The sequence below is a fragment of the Pseudomonas sp. MM213 genome, assembly GCF_020423045.1.
Classification (GTDB): domain Bacteria; phylum Pseudomonadota; class Gammaproteobacteria; order Pseudomonadales; family Pseudomonadaceae; genus Aquipseudomonas; species Aquipseudomonas migulae.
In genome coordinates, this window is the sequence record NZ_CP081943.1 from 5270585 (window position 1) to 5287555 (window position 16971).

The following is a 16971-nucleotide window of genomic DNA, read 5'->3' on the forward strand; positions in this document are numbered from 1 at the left end:
GCACTTGAGCTGAACAGAACGCCAACCTTCGGGTTGGCGTTTTTGTGTGCGGCAACCAAGCGGGCGTTTTCAGAGTCAGATAATGGGTTGTAGCGACTGGCCTCATCGCGAGCAGGCTCGCTCCCACAGGTTTTTCTTTGGATGCAGAATTTGTGAACGACAGAGATCATTGTGGGAGCGAGCCTGCTCGCGATGAGGCCACTACAGCCGCAGCCAATTCCAGCTGACAGCCCACTGGTCGCCACATTTGCGTGCAACGCCCCCAAACCAATTTCCTGCATCGCCCGATTTTGGTGCTGTACTGCCTCAAGCAACCGGAGAAAGCGCCAGCGCCACTGGATGGCATAAGTCTTGCGCGCTTTCGATAACGCTTAAGGCTCGCAGGAGGCACGCCGTGTCGATTCATGTCGCATTGCACCACGTCACGCATTACCGCTACGACCGCGCTGTCGAGCTCGGTCCGCAGATTGTTCGCCTGCGCCCGGCCGCCCACAGCCGTACGCGGATACTGTCGTATGCGCTGAAAGTCTCGCCCGAGCAGCACTTCATTAACTGGCAGCAGGACCCCCAAGGTAATTATCTGGCGCGTCTGGTGTTCCCGGAGAAAACCGGGGAACTGCGGATCGAGGTCGATCTGCTGGCGGAAATGGCGGTGTTCAATCCGTTCGACTTCTTCCTAGAACCCTACGCGGAAAAAATCCCGTTTGCCTACGCCGCGGACGAGCGCAAGGAACTGGCGCCGTACCTGGAAACCCTGCCGCTGACGCCGAAATTCAAGGCCTATTTGGACGGCATCGACCGCACGCCGCTGCCCAGCGTCGATTTCCTCGTCGCGCTCAATCAGCGCCTGAGCGAGGACATCGGTTACCTGATCCGCATGGAGCCAGGCGTGCAGACGCCCGAACACACCCTCGAACATGCCTCCGGTTCCTGCCGCGACTCGGCGTGGCTGCTGGTGCAGCTGCTGCGTAACCTGGGTCTGGCGGCGCGTTTTGTCTCCGGTTATCTGATTCAACTGACCGCCGACGTCAAAAGCCTCGACGGTCCGTCGGGCACCGACGTGGATTTCACCGATTTGCACGCCTGGTGCGAGGTCTATTTGCCTGGTGCCGGCTGGATCGGCCTGGACGCGACCTCAGGCCTGTTTGCCGGTGAAGGACATATTCCGTTGGCGTGTAGTCCCGATCCGGGCTCTGCGGCACCGATCAGTGGCCTGGTGGAACCGTGCGAGTGCGAATTCACCCACGAAATGTCCGTTGAGCGGATTTGGGAGGCGCCGCGCGTCACCAAGCCCTACACCGAAGATCAATGGCTGGCGATCCAGGCGCTGGGCCGGCAGATTGATGCCGACCTGCTGGAAGGCGACGTACGCCTGACCATGGGCGGCGAGCCGACCTTCGTCTCCATCGACGATCCGGACGGCGCCGAGTGGAACACTGCCGCGCTGGGGCCAGACAAGCGGCGTTTGTCCGCCGAGCTGTTCCAGCGAATGCGCAAACATTACGCACCCAAAGGGCTGGTGCATTTCGGTCAAGGCAAGTGGTACCCCGGCGAGCAACTGCCGCGCTGGTCGCTGAATTGCTACTGGCGCCGCGATGGCGTGTCGATCTGGCACAACAGCGCGCTGATTGCCGATGAGCAGGAAGACTACGGCGCCGATGGCGAACTGGCCGGGCGTTTTCTGGCGAGTGTCGCCGAACGCCTGAAAATTCCGACACGCTTTGTGTTCCCGGCCTACGAAGACAATTTCTATTACCTCTGGCGCGAAGGCACTTTGCCGCAGAACGTCAGCGCCGAAGATTCGCGTCTGGAAGAACCCTTGGAGCGTGCGCGACTGCGCAAAGTCTTCAGTCAGGGGCTGGATAAAGTGATCGGCCAAGTGTTGCCACTGGCGCGCACGGCCAAGGGCGATCAGTGGCAAAGCGGCCGCTGGTACCTGCGCGACGAGCACTGCCGGTTGGTGCCGGGCGATTCGCCACTGGGTTATCGCTTGCCGCTGGGCTCGCAGCCGTGGGTGAAAGCCGCCGAGTATCCGTTCATCTACCCCAACGATCCCAATCAGGAATTCCCGACGCTCCCGGATACTCAGCAGTTGAGCCGCCCCGCCGCCGCGGCCGAAGCGGTCGAGCGTGATCTGGAAATCGACGAATCCGCCGATTGGCTGACGCGCACCGCGTTCTGCGCCGAGGCGCGGGAGGGGCGGTTGTACTTGTTCATGCCGCCGCTGGAGCGGGTCGAGGATTATCTGGAGCTGGTCACTGCAATCGAGGCCACGGCTGAGGAACTGCATTGTCCGGTGCTGCTGGAAGGCTATGAGCCGCCAAGCGATCCGCGCCTGAGCAACTTCCGCATCACCCCGGACCCAGGCGTGATCGAGGTCAACGTGCAGCCGTCCGCCACCTGGGATGAGCTGGTCGAGCGCACCGAATTTCTCTACGAAGAGGCGCGCCAGACGCGGCTGACCACTGAAAAATTCATGATCGACGGCCGACACACCGGCACCGGCGGCGGTAACCATTTCGTACTGGGCGGTGCGACACCGGCCGACTCACCGTTTCTGCGCCGTCCCGATCTGCTGCGCAGCCTGATCAGTTACTGGCATAACCACCCGTCGTTGTCCTACCTGTTTTCCGGATTGTTCATCGGCCCGACGTCCCAGGCACCGCGCGTCGATGAAGCGCGCAACGATGCGTTGTACGAGCTGGAAATCGCCTTCGCCCAGATGCCTCAACCCGGCGAAGAATGCGCGCCGTGGCTGGTCGACCGGCTGCTGCGTAACCTGTTGATTGACGTGACGGGTAACACTCATCGCGCCGAATTCTGCATCGACAAGCTTTATTCGCCCGATGGCGCAACGGGGCGCCTTGGCTTGCTGGAGTTGCGCGCTTTTGAAATGCCGCCTCACGCTCGCATGAGCCTGGCTCAGCAGTTGTTGCTGCGCGCACTGGTCGCGCGATTCTGGCGCGAGCCTTATGCGCCGCCGAAACTGGCGCGCTGGGGCACGGAATTGCATGACCGGTTCCTGTTGCCACACTTTATCGAGCAGGATTTCGCTGATGTGATCGTCGACCTCAATGCCGCGGGTTATCCGGTGCGGGCCGAGTGGTTTGCCGCGCATCTGGAGTTTCGCTTTCCCAAGGTCGGCGATTACGCCGTCAGCGGCATCGAACTGGAAGTGCGTCAGGCGCTGGAGCCTTGGCATGTACTGGGCGAGGAGGGCGCGGTCGGCGGCACGGTGCGCTACGTGGATTCATCCCTGGAGCGCTTGCAGGTGAAACTCACCGGCCTGGCACCGCAGCGCTATTTGCTGACCTGCAACGGCGTTCCGGTGCCTTTGCAACCGACCGGTCGGGTTGGCGAGTTCGTCGCAGGCGTGCGCTTTCGTGCCTGGCAGCCGGCCAACTGTCTGCAACCGACGATCCCGGTCCATGCGCCGCTGGTGTTCGACCTGCTCGACACCTGGATGCAGCGTTCGCTGGGGGGTGTCAGTACCACGTCGCCCATCCGGGCGGGCGCAACTATGACAGCTTGCCGGTGAACGCCAATGAAGCCGAGAGTCGGAGGATGGCGCGTTTCTTCCGCATCGGACACAGCCCGGGGAAACTTCCTATACCAATTCTGGAAATAAACGACGAGCTGCCGATGACTCTCGATTTGCGACGTTTCTAAACCGTACGCGACGCTCGGATTTTTCGTATATCCGGGCGTCATGAGCGTGCGTTAGTCTGACCGTTCCTTGCTGTCTGCCGAGCTTTCCATGCCTGACCTGCTTGACCGCTACCCGCTGACGGCGGGCACTTATCACGAACTGCTCGACGACAGTGGCGCCGTACGCCCGCACTGGCGTCGGCTGTTCGACCAGTTGCAACGCAGTACGCCCGCGCAGCTGGTGCAGCGTCAGGCACTGCTGACCCGGCAGATCCAGGAAAACGGCGTGACCTACAACGTCTATGCCGATCCCAAGGGCGCGGACCGGCCGTGGGAGCTGGACTTGCTGCCGCACGTGATCGCTGCGGATGAATGGGAGCACTTGTCGGCCGGGATCGCCCAGCGGGCTCGACTGTTGAATGCTGTGCTGGCGGACTTGTACGGCCCGCAACGGTTGATCGCTGAAGGCTTGTTGCCGGCTGAGCTGGTATTCGGCCACAACAACTTCCTCTGGCCCTGTCAGGGCATCACGCCGCCCGATGGGGCCTTTCTGCATCTGTATGCCGTGGATCTGGCGCGCACGCCCGACGGTCGCTGGTGGGTGACCGCGGATCGGACCCAGGCACCGTCCGGCGCCGGTTACGCCCTGGAAAACCGCACGATCGTGTCCCGGGCCTTTCCCGAGTTGTACCGTGATTTGAAGGTGCAGCATCTGGCCGGGTTCTTCCGCACGCTTCAGGAAACCCTGGCCCGTCAGGCGCCAAGCGACGATGAAGTGCCGTTGGTGGTGCTGCTGACACCGGGGCGTTTCAACGAAAGCTATTTCGAGCACCTGTACCTGGCGCGGCAACTCGGTTATCCGTTGGTGGAGGGCGGCGACCTCACGGTGCGCGATGCCACGGTTTACCTGAAAACCTTGAGCGGCCTGCGCAGGGTCCACGCGATCATGCGTCGGCTCGACGACGACTTCTGTGATCCGCTGGAGCTGCGCACCGACTCGGCGCTCGGTGTGCCGGGCCTGCTCGAAGCCGTGCGACAAGGACGGGTGCTGGTGGCCAACGCGCTCGGCAGCGGCGTGCTGGAATCGCCGGGATTGCTGGGCTTCCTGCCGAAGATCAATCAATTCCTGTTCGGCGAAGAGTTGATCCTGCCCTCTATCGCCACGTGGTGGTGCGGCGAAGCGCCGGTGCTGGCCCAGGCGCTGGAAAAACTGCCGGAATTGCTGATCAAACCAGCGTTCCCCTCACAGAGCTTCGCGCCGGTGTTTGGCCGCGATTTGAGCGAAAAACAGCGCCAGGCGCTTTCCGAGCGCATGCAGGCACGACCTTATGCCTATGTGGCGCAAGAACTTGCGCAATTGTCCCAGGCGCCGATCTGGCAGGCCGAGGGCGGTCAGTTGCAACCTCGGGCCATCGGCATGCGCGTGTACGCAGTGGCGAGTCGTGACGGGTATCGGGTTCTGCCCGGCGGTCTGACCCGGGTGGCCGCCGAGGCCGACGCTGAAGTGGTGTCGATGCAACGTGGCGGCGCGAGCAAGGACACCTGGGTGCTGGGGGACCGGCCACCCAGCGGCGAACAATGGAAAGCCCAGCGCAACATTGGCGTGCACGACCTGGTGCGACGCGATCCGTATTTGCCGTCGCGGGTGGTGGAAAACCTGTTCTGGTTCGGCCGTTACTGCGAGCGCTGCGATGACAGTGCTCGGTTGCTGCGGATCATGCTGGCGCGCTACGTCGATGGCGATGACCCGCAAGCGCTGGAGGCCGCGGTCGATCTGGGTGAGCGGCTAATGTTGCTGCCCGAAGAAGGCGAGCTGCCTGAGCGGTTGTTGGCGGCGCTGCTCGGTGACGACTGGCCGTTCAGCCTGCGTTCCAACCTGCAACGCTTGCAGTGGGCGGCGTCGCAAGTGCGCGGAAAGCTCTCGCGGGAAAACTGGCAGGCGCTGGTGGAGTTGCAGCGTGAGGCCGTCGAACTGGAAACCGAAGAACCGGATTTCGGCGAGTTGCTGGATTTTCTCAACCGTCTGGTGATGTCGCTGGCGGCACTGTCGGGTTTTGCACTGGACGACATGACCCGGGACGAAGGCTGGCGCTTCCTGATGATCGGTCGACGGATCGAGCGCCTGCAATTTCTCAGCGGCAGCCTCGCGGCGTTTCTGCGCGGTAGCGGCGCCTTTGATCAGGCCGGGCTGGAGTGGCTGCTGGAGCTGGGTAACAGCAGCATCACCTACCGCTCGCGGTATCTGGCGGTGGCGCAATTGATTCCGGTGCTGGACCTGTTGCTGCTCGACGAACAAAACCCGCACGCGGTGCTGTTCCAGTTGAAGCTGGTGACCCGCACCCTCAAACGTTTGAACGATGATTTTGCTGTGCCGCGCGAAGCTGGTCTGCCGTTTCTGGTGGAGCGTCTGGCGCGCTTTGATCTGGGGTGTCTGGAGAATTCGCTGTTCGGTGAAGCCAGCGTACGCGCCGCCATCAATGGCCTGGCCGACCTGCTGCAAGAGATCGCCGATGCGAGCGGGCAGGTGTCGGATCGTTTGGCATTGCGCCATTTCGCCCACGTCGATGATGTCAGCCAACGCACGGTGTCCGTCTGATGAGCGCCCATTACCAGATTTTCCATGACACCCATTATCACTACGACAGCCCGGTGTCCCTCGCTCAGCAGTTGGCGCATCTGTGGCCGCGCTCGTGCGCCTGGCAGCGTTGCACTGCGCAACAATTGCAGATCAGCCCCGACCCGACGGCGCGCCGCGACGAACTGGATGTGTTCGGCAACCCGCTGACCCGGCTGGCGTTTGAGCGACCTCACGATGAGTTACTGGTCAACGCCAGTCTTACCGTCGAAGTGCTGGCCCGGCCAACGCTGGACTTCAATCAATCGCCGGCCTGGGAAGAAACCCGCAACGCACTGACCTACAGCAGCCAGCCGCTTTCGTCTGACGTGCTCGAAGCGTGTCGTTACCGGTTTGAATCGCCCTATGTGCATTTGAAGCGCAACTTCGTCGAGTTCTCGGAAAGTTGTTTTCCGGCGGGCCGGCCGCTGTTGCTCGGTGTCCAGGTGTTGATGGAAAAAATCTTCAGCGAATTCACCTTCGACGCCGAAGCCACTCAAGTGGCAACGCCTCTGGTGGAAGTGCTGGAGCGCCGTCGCGGGGTGTGCCAGGACTTCGCTCACCTGATGCTCGCGTGCGTGCGGTCCCGTGGGTTGGCGGCGCGTTACATCAGCGGCTACCTGCTGACTCAGCCGCCACCGGGCCAGCCACGGCTGATCGGTGCCGATGCTTCACACGCCTGGGTTTCAGTGTTTTGCCCGGTGTTGGGTTGGGTGGATTTCGATCCGACCAACAATGTGCAACCGGCACTCGAACACATCACCCTGGCCTGGGGCCGGGATTTCTCCGATGTATCGCCGTTGCGTGGGGTGATTCTGGGGGGCGGAAATCACGATCCGGAAGTCCGGGTCACCGTGATGCCACTGGAGTAACAAAGATCCACCCTGTAGGAGCGAGCCTGCTCGCGATGGACGTCAACGATGACGCGTCCTGTCTGGAAAAACGCGCTGTCTTCGATATCTTCGCGAGCAAGCTCGCTCCTACACGGGACACAGATCCGGTGGGCCTGATCAGATCATCGGGCCCTGAGGGTCTCAGGCGTCGGGCGCCTGATCTTTCGGTGCTTCAACATCACTTTCTGCGGTCACTTCACCGTCTGCTTCCGGGTTCAGTGCGGCGGCGTCTTCTTCAGCTGAAGCTTTCTTGCGCTGAAGCTTTTCCTCTTTCTTCTGCTCCTTGGCCAAGTCTCTCTGACGTTTGGCGAAGGAATAATTAGGTTTAGCCATGGGCGATCCTCTGGGGTCGAAGGTGAGGTTGAGCGGCGCATATTCTGCCCTGTATCGGTGCCTAGCCGTTAGCTGGGTTTTTGCTCGGCCCATTTTGGCAGTACCGAGGGCTGCCAGGCGTCCAGTGCATCGAGCAGGGTGTGCGGCGATTCGCTCACTTGCAGCATGTCACGGTGTGCTTCGCGAACGAAGCCTTCGCCGACGATATGATCAAGAAAACCGGTCAACTTGCTGTAGAAACCGTTCACTTCCAGCAGTCCCAGCGGTTTGCCGTGGTAGCCGAGCTGGCCCCAGGTCCAGACTTCGAACAGTTCTTCCAGAGTGCCCAGGCCACCGGGCAGCGCGATAAAGGCGTCGCTGAGCTCGGCCATCCGCGCCTTGCGCGCATGCATGCCGTCGACCACTTCCAGGCGCGTGAGGCCGCTGTGACCGATTTCCTTGTCTTTGAGGCTTTGCGGGATGATCCCGATCACTTCACCGCCGGCCGCCAGTGCGGCGTCGGCGACGATCCCCATCAGCCCGACGGCACCGCCGCCATAGACCAGGGTCAGCTTGCGCTCGGCCAACGCTCGCCCGAGGGCGACAGCGGCTTCACGATAAGCCGGGTTGGTGCCGGTGCTGGCACCGCAAAATACACAAACGGACGCTAAAGACATGCCTTACTCCATGGTCAGGATGGCCACAGAGTAAAGGCAGAGGCGCTATGCTCCAAGGTCTAAACTTCACGCCGGGACGTTTCACAGGTGCCACTGGCGCCACAGGCGTAAGCGGCGAGCAAACTGCACAACAGGCTATTGATGGACATGACAGACGCTCCGTATAAGTGATGACGACCTGATGATAGGGCCGCCCTAGACGTCTGGCTGGTAGATTGTTTCGATAGGTGTCATAGCCCGAAAGTTGTATACAATTTTTGATTCAGGTCATAGGAACTTGCGAAGTTTTCAGGCAGTCTTCTGTCCATTCGCACTTTTGTTAACCCTGCCTTGGAGATTCACCATGTTTGCCAAACTTGTTGCGGTATCCCTGCTGACACTGGCCAGCAGTCAATTGATGGCTGCCGAGTGCAAGACGACCATCGATTCCACCGACCAAATGGCCTTCAACACCAAGGCCATCGAAATCGACAAAAGCTGCAAGACCTTCACCGTTGAACTGACCCACTCCGGCAACCTGCCGAAAAACGTCATGGGCCACAACTGGGTGCTGAGCAAAGAAGCGGACATGCAGCCGATCGCTACCGATGGCCTGTCTGCCGGCATCGACAAGAACTACCTGAAAGAAGGTGATGCGCGCATTATCGCTCACACCAAAATCATCGGCTCCAAGGAAACCGACTCGGTGACCTTCGATGTGTCCAAGCTTGATGCTGCCGAGAAATACGGCTTCTTCTGCTCGTTCCCGGGCCACATTTCGATGATGAAAGGCACGGTTACGCTGAAATAAGCGAATCGCGGGCATAAAAAAAGCGTCCACTTGGGACGCTTTTTTTGTGCCCGGCGTTTGACCGAGTCATCGTTCATCGCTAGCAGGCTAGCTCCCACAGGTACTGCGCTGTCCTTGTGGGAGCTAGCCTGCTAGCGATGACGTCGGTCCAGACGCCGCCTTATTTATGGTGCAAACGGCATCACCCGCTTGTGATGGGTCTTCCTGTACGTATCGCAAATGATCTTGAACGCTTCCTCACGCACCGGCTGCCCATGCAGGAACGCATCGATCTCGGCATACGTCACGCCATGGGACGCTTCGTCCGGTTTACCCGGCGACAGGTCTTCAAGGTCCGCCGTCGGGACTTTTTCCACCAGCGATTCCGGCGCGCCGAAACTGCGGGCAATCGCCCGGACCTGATTTTTCACCAGACCGCTCAACGGGGCCAGGTCGCAGGCGCCGTCACCGAATTTGGTGAAGAAACCCATCACCGCTTCCGCCGCATGATCGGTGCCGATCACCAGGCCATGGGCCGCGCCGGCGATGGTGTACTGGGCGACCATACGCATCCGCGCCTTGGTGTTGCCGAGGACGAAATCCACCGAGACCGCGTGCTTGCCTTCGAACGCTGCCACTTCATTGGCCAGGGATTTGACCGCCGGGCCGATGTTCACGGTGTGGCGCTCGTCCGGCTTGATGAAATCCACCGACGCCTGGGCGTCGTGTTCATCGAACTGGGTTTCGTACGGCAGGCGCACGGCGATGAACTTGTAGTTGTCATCACCGGTGCGGGTGCGCAGTTCACACATGGCGCGCTGCGCCAGCAGGCCGGCGGTCAGGGAATCGACGCCGCCGCTGATCCCGAGCACCAGGGTCTTGAGCCCGGAATTGACCAGGCAATCCTGGATGAAACTGATGCGCCGCGCGATTTCAGCCTCGAGGGCGGCCTCGTCGGCGAATGGCGGTTGAACCTTGAGCTGCTCAGCAATCTCACGCTGTACGGCTTGCATGAATTCACTCCTTGCTTGGTGTGCTGGAAAGGGCGGCAGGAACTTTGAAAACGTGTCGCAAATAGGCAACGAAATTCGGGTCTTTACAGTGAGTCTTGCCAGGCTCGTCGGAGATCTTTGCCACCGGCTGGCCGTTGCAGGCCGCCATTTTAAGCACGATGCTCATCGGTTCGACACCCGGAATATCGCACGTCAGGTTGGTACCGATGCCGAAGCTGACATTGATCCGACCGCGCAATGCGCGAAATATTTCCAGCGCCTTGGGCAGCGTCAGGCTGTCGGAGAACGTCAGCGTCTTGCTCATCGGGTCGATACCCAGCTTTTGATAGTGGGCGATCGCCTTTTCCGCCCAGATCACCGGATCACCGGAGTCATGTCGCAGACCGTCAAAGAGCTTGGCGAAAAACAAGTCGAAGTCGTTGAGGAAGGCATCCATGGTGATGCAGTCCGTCAAGGCAATCCCCAGCAGGCCGCGGTACTCGCGGACCCAGCAATCGAGGGCGGCGGCCTGGCTGTCGATCAGCCGCGGGCCCAGTTGCTGGTGGGCCATGATCCACTCGTGGGCCATGGTGCCCAGCGGTTTCATGTCCAGCTCTCGCGAAAGGTGCACGTTGCTGGTGCCGACGAAGCGCCCGGGGAAATCGTGCTTGAGCACGTTCACCACTTCTTCCTGCACACGGTAAGAGAAGCGACGGCGAGTACCGAAATCGGCTACCTGCAATTCGGACAATTCGTCGCTGCCGGCATTCGCGGTCAGCCAGTCGAACTTGCGATAGAGCTGCTCACGCGCCTGCACCAGCACGATCTCCCGGTAGCGATAGCGATTGCGCACTTCGCTGACGATGGACAGCAGCGGCACTTCGAACAGGATCACATGCAGCCACGGTCCGCGCAGGCGGATGAACAGTTCGCCGTTTTCGATGCCGGTGTGGACGTAGCGCAGATTGAAGCGGAACAACCCGAGAAAACGCAGGAAATCCGGCTTCATGAAGCTGATGCGCTCCATGAAGCTCAACTGGTCGGCGCTCAGGCTCAGCTCGGCCAGGCGCTCGATCTGAAAGCGGATTTCCGCCAGGTACGGGCGCAAATCCTCACTGTTACGGCAACGAAACTCCCATTCGACTTCCACGTTCGGGTAGTTGTGCAGCACCGCCTGCATCATCGTCAGTTTGTAGAAGTCGGTGTCGAGCAGGTTCTGCACGATGCGATCGGCAAACACACTCTCGCTCATAACGGGGTTCTCCAGGCTGGCCGCGGCCCGTGGCGGCGACGTTGCAGCTGTTTCAATGATGGAGGCTAGTGGCGCATATCAGCGCGGGGTATTGCCAGTGTTTTTTTGTGAGGGTTGTGCCGCTGCCGATGGCCTCTTCGCCGGCAAGCCCGGCTCCTACAGGACCTTTGTCTGGCCCGAAACCTGTAGGAGCACGGCTTGCCGGCGAAGGCGTCCTCAAGGCATTACAGGGCTGTCGATCTGCTCCAGCATCCACTTCACAAAATCCCGCACCTTCGGCACTTCCGCCGAATGCTCCGGGTACGCCAGGTAATAGGCGTCGGAACTGGGCATTGCATGCTGCCAGGGAATGACCAGTTTGCCGTCGGCCAATTCCTCTTCCACCAGAAACCGCGGCAACAACGCCACGCCGCAGCCGACCTGTGCGGCGCGAATGCACATATAAAAGGTTTCGAAGCGCGGGCCGTGGTAGCTGTGTTCGGTGTGGTAACCCTGGCTGTCGAACCAGTCGTGCCAGGCTTGCGGCCGGGAGGCGTTTTGCAGCAGGACCAGGTCGGTGAGTTGCGTCGGATCGGTGAACGGCGTGGCCGGCAGGCTGCTCGGTGCACATACCGGAACAAGCTCTTCGCCGAACAGCTTCAGGCATTCGGTGCGGGGCCGTGAGCCCTGGCCGAAATAGAACGCCAGATCGCTGCGACCTTGTAGCAGGTCATCGGCTTCCTGCTCGCTGCACAGGTCCAGATGAATCGACGGATGGCGCAGTCGCCAGCCCTTCAAGCGGGGGACCAGCCAGCGGGCGCCGAACGTCGGAGGCGTCGAGACGCGCAGGACTTCGGTCTCACCGCCGTAGGAGCGCAGGTAATGGGTCGACATCTCGACTTGCGTGAGGATTTTTCGTACCTCAACCAGATACAAATCACCGGCCGGGGTCATTTGCAGGCGTCGGCGTACTCGACGAAACAACAGGTGCTGCAACAATTCTTCGAGTTGCGCGACCTGTTTGCTGACGGCGCTCTGGGTCAGGTTCAGCTCTTCGGCGGCCCGCGTGAAGCTCAAATGCCGGGTCACGGCCTCGAAACACTGCAGCGCGGTGATCGACGGCAGGTAGCGTTTATTCAGCATGGGTTGTCCTTTTTTCTTGTTTCTTGCTGACCAGCAATTCGCAGCATGAATAAACGGAATGATATCTCTCTTAAAGGTCGTTTGTTGGGTAACCTCCGGCGAGCTAAAACTACAGGTCTGATCAGCCGTGATATTCCGGCTGCACGTTTTCTGTTTTAGCTCGAGGAGTGACCCATGGTTGCCGCATTGCTTGATCGTCTTGGTGTGAACCCGGCCCTGTACCAGAACGGCAAAGTGCCGGTGCATTCGCCGATCGATGGCAGCAAGATCGCCTCTGTGAACTGGGAAGGCGCCGCTGAAGTCGAGCAGCACATCAGTCGCGCAGATCATGCGTTCGAATTGTGGCGCAAGGTCCCGGCCCCGCGCCGTGGCGAATTGGTGCGTCAACTGGGCGACATCCTGCGCGAATACAAGGCCGACCTCGGCGAGCTGGTGTCCTGGGAAGCGGGCAAGATTACTCAGGAAGGCCTGGGTGAAGTTCAGGAGATGATCGACATCTGCGACTTCGCCGTCGGCCTGTCCCGTCAACTGTACGGCTTGACCATCGCCTCCGAGCGTCCAGGCCACCACATGCGCGAAACCTGGCACCCGCTGGGCGTCGTGGGCGTGATCAGTGCGTTCAACTTCCCGGTCGCGGTCTGGGCCTGGAACACCACACTGGCGCTGGTCTGCGGCAATCCGGTGATCTGGAAACCGTCGGAGAAAACCCCGTTGACCGCACTGGCCTGCCAGGCGCTGTTCGACCGCGTACTGAAAAACTTCAGCGACGCACCTGCGCACCTGAGCCAGGTGATCATTGGTGGTCGCGATGCCGGCGAAGCACTGGTCGATGACCCGCGTGTCGCGCTGATCAGCGCCACTGGCAGCACCCGCATGGGCCGCGAAGTGGCACCGAAAATCGCCGCACGTTTCGCCCGCAGCATTCTCGAACTGGGTGGTAACAACGCCATGATCCTCGGCCCAAGCGCAGACCTGGACATGGCCGTTCGCGCCATCCTGTTCAGCGCCGTCGGCACTGCCGGTCAGCGTTGCACCACGTTGCGTCGCCTGATCGCTCACGAATCGGTAAAAGAAGAAATCGTCACCCGCCTGAAAGCCGCGTACTCGAAAGTGCGTATCGGCAACCCGCTGGAAGGCAACCTGATCGGTCCGCTGATCGACAAGCACAGCTTCGACAACATGCAGGATGCGCTGGAGCAGGCCCTGAGCGAGGGCGGCCGGGTCTTCGGTGGCAAGCGTCAGCTGGAAGACAAATACCCGAACGCTTACTACGTCTCGCCGGCCATTGTTGAAATGCCGGAGCAGAGCGACGTGGTCTGCCACGAAACCTTCGCGCCGATTCTTTATGTGATCGGCTACAAAGACTTCGACGAAGCCCTGCGTTTGAACAACGCCGTGCCACAAGGCCTGTCTTCGTGCATCTTCACCACTGACGTGCGTGAAGCCGAGCAATTCATGTCGGCAGTGGGCAGCGACTGCGGCATCGCCAACGTCAACATCGGCCCGAGCGGCGCGGAAATCGGCGGCGCGTTTGGTGGCGAGAAAGAAACCGGCGGTGGTCGTGAGTCGGGCTCCGATGCCTGGCGCGGGTACATGCGCCGCCAGACCAACACCGTGAACTACTCGCTGGAGTTGCCGTTGGCGCAGGGCATTACGTTCGACTGATGGGCCCCTTCGCGGGCAAGCCTCGCTCCTACACAGGATCACTCAACACCTGTAGGAGCGAGCGGGCGGCGATCCGACTTGCCCGCGAAGCTTTTGCTTTGTTGTTTGTTAGGTTTCTGTTGGAGTCTGGCAATGCCGTTACGCGAAGAGTGTCTGTGGGAAAAACTGACGCCGCAAAGGCCCGACAATGCTGCGCTCAAGGGCGAAGTAACGGTCGATGTCTGCGTCATCGGTGCCGGGTTCACCGGTCTGTCGGCGGCGGTGCATCTGCTGGAACAAGGCAAGACGGTGTGTGTGCTGGAAGCTCATCGTGCCGGTCATGGCGGTTCTGGACGCAACGTCGGGCTGGTCAACGCCGGCATGTGGATTCCACCGGACGAGATCGAAGCCGGGTTCGGCGAAGCGGTGGGCAGTCAGCTCAATCGCATGCTGGGTGCCGCGCCGTCCCTGGTGTTCAGCCTGGTCGACAAATACAACATCGATTGCCAGTTACGCCGCGAAGGCACGTTGCACATGGCGCACAACGCCCGTGGCGAAGCGGATTTGCGCAGTCGTGAAGAACAATGGAAACGTCGCGGCGCCCCGGTGGAACTGCTGACCGGTCAAGCTTGCGAGCAAGCAACCGGCACCAAAAAAATCGCCGCCGCGTTGCTCGACAAGCGTGCCGGCACGATCAATCCGATGGCTTACACCACGGGGCTGGCCAAGGCGGCCATCGGCCTTGGTGGTCGGCTGTTCGATCATTCTCCCGTGACCAGGCTCGAACGACAGGGCCAGCGCTGGTCGGTGCAAACGGCGCAGGGTTCGGTGCTTGCCGAGCAAGTCGTGATTGCGTCCAACGCTTACACCGAAGGTGACTGGACGGAACTGCGGCGCAATTTCTTCCCCGGTTATTACTATCAAGTGGCCTCGGTGCCGCTGACTGACGACGCCGCGCAGCAAATTCTCCCGGGTGGCCAGGGCTCGTGGGACACCCGGCAGGTGCTCAGCAGTATTCGTCGTGACAAAGACGGTCGCCTGTTACTCGGCAGTCTGGGTAATGGCAATCAAAAGCCGACCTGGTTCCTCAAGGCTTGGGCCGACCGGGTTCAGCAGCACTATTTTCCGTACCTCAAACAGGTGGAATGGGAGTGCACCTGGACCGGTTGCATCGCGTTCACGCCCGATCATTTGATGCGCCTGTTCGAACCGGCGCCCGGTTTAGTGGCAGTCACCGGTTACAACGGACGGGGCGTGACCACGGGGACGGTGGTCGGCAAAGCCTTTGCCGATTATTTGTGTAACGGAAATCCTCAGGCGCTGCCGATTCCCTTCGCACCCATGCAGCCACTGGCGGGGGTGGGGCTGCGTAGCTGTCTATATGAGGCGGGGTTTTCGCTGTATCACGCGGGCCAGTGCCTGCGGATCGTGATTTGATTGTTGAAATTTGTTGCTGGAAGCGGCGCTTTTCGGCGCAGCGGCTAGCCTGTAAAAGGTGCGGGTTGTAGCAGTACCGCACCAGCAGTGTGCACTTCGGTGACGCACGTTGTTACAGGCTGGTTGCACGTCGTTTGGCGCCGCGGTTGCAATGATGGCGCGTGCGGGTTGCGCCTTAAAAAATAAATGGTTTCACCTTCCGCGGTTTAGACGGTTGCACGCCCAATGAAAATGGGCTCGAAACAGTCGAAATAACAATAAAGCAGCGACTTTTTTCAGAATAAAAAACCGATGGCACGGCCCTTGCTCTGAGCATTCAGTGAAGTCGCAGTGCCAACTAAAAAAAAACCTTGGAGCACCACCTCATGTCCCAGACGTTTTACAAGAAAGGCTTTCTGGCCCTCGCAGTGGCAGCTGCGCTGGGTGTTTCTGCGTTTGCACAGGCTGACGTAAAAATCGGTGTTGCGGGTCCTATGACAGGCGCCAACGCAGCATTTGGCGAGCAGTACATGAAGGGTGCACAGGCAGCAGCCGACGCAATCAACGCGTCGGGCGGCGTCAACGGGGAAAAAATCGTACTGGTCAAGGGCGATGACGCCTGCGAACCGAAACAGGCTGTGACGGTCGCCAAGGACCTGACCAACCAGAAAGTGGCAGGCGTGGTTGGTCACTTCTGCTCCTCGTCGACCATCCCGGCCTCCGAGATCTACGACGAAGCAGGCATCATCGCAATCACTCCGGGTTCCACCAACCCACAGGTGACCGAGCGTGGTCTGAGCGCCATGTTCCGTATGTGCGGTCGTGACGACCAGCAGGGCATCGTTGCCGGCGACTACATCGTCGACGTGCTCAAGGGCAAGAAAGTCGTGGTTCTGCACGACAAAGACACCTACGGCCAAGGTCTGGCCGACGCCACCAAGGCTCAACTGGCCAAGCGCGGCGTAACGCCGGTTCTGTACGAAGGCCTGACTCGCGGCGAGAAAGACTTCAGCGCCGTGGTAACCAAGATCCGCGCAGCCGGTGCCGATGTCGTCTATTTCGGCGGCCTGCACCCGGAAGCTGGTCCACTGGTTCGCCAACTGCGTGAACAAGGCCTCAAAGACGTCAAATTCATGTCCGATGACGGCATCGTTACTGACGAACTCGTGACCACCGCCGGTGGCCCGCAGAACGTTGATGGCGTGTACATGACCTTCGGTGCCGACCCACGCCTGCTGCCAGACAGCAAAACCGTGGTAGACACCTTCCGCAAAGCCGGCACCGAGCCAGAAGGCTACACCCTGTACGCCTACGCTTCGGTTCAGACCCTGGCGGCTGCTTTCAACGGCGCCAAGTCCAACAGCGGCGAAAAAGCGGCTGAGTGGCTGAAGAAAAACCCGGTTAAAACCGTGATGGGCGAGAAGACCTGGGACGCCAAGGGCGACCTGAAAGTCTCCGACTACGTGGTTTATCAGTGGGACAAGGATGGCAAATACCACCAACTGGAAAAACAGAAGTGATATGAGCTGTTGATCTGCCCGGCGCCTTGAGCGCCGGGCAATCGAAGAACATGTCCGTGCAGTACCTGTCTTTTCTCGTAGAGCTGCACACAACCGTGTTGCGCGGGTGGCT

11 protein-coding genes and 1 pseudogene are annotated in these 16971 nt (G+C 60.5%); 7 read left to right on the forward strand and 5 right to left on the reverse strand.

The genetic code is table 11. The features are described 5' to 3' along the window. Window positions 1–394 precede the first annotated feature (394 nt). From K5R88_RS23990 to K5R88_RS24000, 3 genes and pseudogenes are all read left to right on the forward strand, one after another. Window positions 395–3669 (forward strand): annotated as a pseudogene (locus tag K5R88_RS23990) (transglutaminase family protein). 88 nt (window positions 3670–3757) lie between these two features. Continuing rightward, on the forward strand, window positions 3758–6244 hold the full coding sequence (locus tag K5R88_RS23995; RefSeq protein WP_226298485.1) for a circularly permuted type 2 ATP-grasp protein: 2487 nt from the start codon (window positions 3758–3760) through the stop codon (window positions 6242–6244). Continuing rightward, window positions 6244–7134, forward strand: a complete 891-nt coding sequence (locus K5R88_RS24000; RefSeq protein WP_226298486.1) for a transglutaminase family protein — start codon at window positions 6244–6246, stop codon at window positions 7132–7134. The genes K5R88_RS23995 and K5R88_RS24000 overlap by 1 nt, the downstream gene beginning before the upstream one ends. A 162-nt stretch (window positions 7135–7296) precedes the next feature. Here the strand turns inward: K5R88_RS24000 and K5R88_RS24005 are convergent, their stop codons facing one another. Next, window positions 7297–7488 (reverse strand): hypothetical protein, encoded by a 192-nt coding sequence (locus K5R88_RS24005; protein ID WP_008035362.1) that lies wholly within the window; start codon window positions 7486–7488, stop codon window positions 7297–7299. A gap of 68 nt (window positions 7489–7556) precedes the next feature. Beyond that, on the reverse strand, window positions 7557–8144 hold the full coding sequence (locus tag K5R88_RS24010) for a TIGR00730 family Rossman fold protein (protein WP_008035363.1): 588 nt from the start codon (window positions 8142–8144) through the stop codon (window positions 7557–7559). A gap of 343 nt (window positions 8145–8487) precedes the next feature. On the opposite strand from K5R88_RS24010, the gene azu reads away from it, so the two are divergent. Then, on the forward strand, window positions 8488–8934 hold the full coding sequence (azu, locus tag K5R88_RS24015) for an azurin (protein ID WP_008035372.1): 447 nt from the start codon (window positions 8488–8490) through the stop codon (window positions 8932–8934). 164 nt (window positions 8935–9098) lie between these two features. Here the strand turns inward: azu and nadE are convergent, their stop codons facing one another. From nadE to K5R88_RS24030, 3 genes are all read right to left on the reverse strand, one after another. After that, entirely contained in the window at window positions 9099–9926 is an 828-nt protein-coding gene (nadE, locus tag K5R88_RS24020; RefSeq protein WP_008043144.1) for an ammonia-dependent NAD(+) synthetase, read from the reverse strand. A gap of 4 nt (window positions 9927–9930) precedes the next feature. After that, a complete protein-coding gene (gene pncB, locus K5R88_RS24025; RefSeq protein WP_008043148.1) occupies window positions 9931–11157 on the reverse strand; it encodes a nicotinate phosphoribosyltransferase in 1227 nt (408 codons plus the stop codon). A 216-nt stretch (window positions 11158–11373) separates the two neighbouring features. Next, window positions 11374–12279, reverse strand: coding sequence for a LysR family transcriptional regulator (locus tag K5R88_RS24030; RefSeq protein ID WP_008043152.1), 906 nt, complete (start codon window positions 12277–12279; stop codon window positions 11374–11376). A gap of 174 nt (window positions 12280–12453) precedes the next feature. Between K5R88_RS24030 and amaB the strand changes: the two genes are divergently transcribed. From amaB to K5R88_RS24045, 3 genes are all read left to right on the forward strand, one after another. Next, a complete protein-coding gene (gene amaB / locus K5R88_RS24035) occupies window positions 12454–13944 on the forward strand; it encodes an L-piperidine-6-carboxylate dehydrogenase (RefSeq protein WP_008043154.1) in 1491 nt (496 codons plus the stop codon). A 132-nt stretch (window positions 13945–14076) separates the two neighbouring features. Beyond that, window positions 14077–15360, forward strand: a complete 1284-nt coding sequence (gene amaA / locus K5R88_RS24040; protein WP_008035381.1) for an L-pipecolate oxidase — start codon at window positions 14077–14079, stop codon at window positions 15358–15360. Window positions 15361–15725: 365 nt separating this feature from the next. Further along, window positions 15726–16859, forward strand: coding sequence for a branched-chain amino acid ABC transporter substrate-binding protein (locus K5R88_RS24045; protein ID WP_008035383.1), 1134 nt, complete (start codon window positions 15726–15728; stop codon window positions 16857–16859). The last annotated feature ends 112 nt before the right edge of the window (window positions 16860–16971 follow it).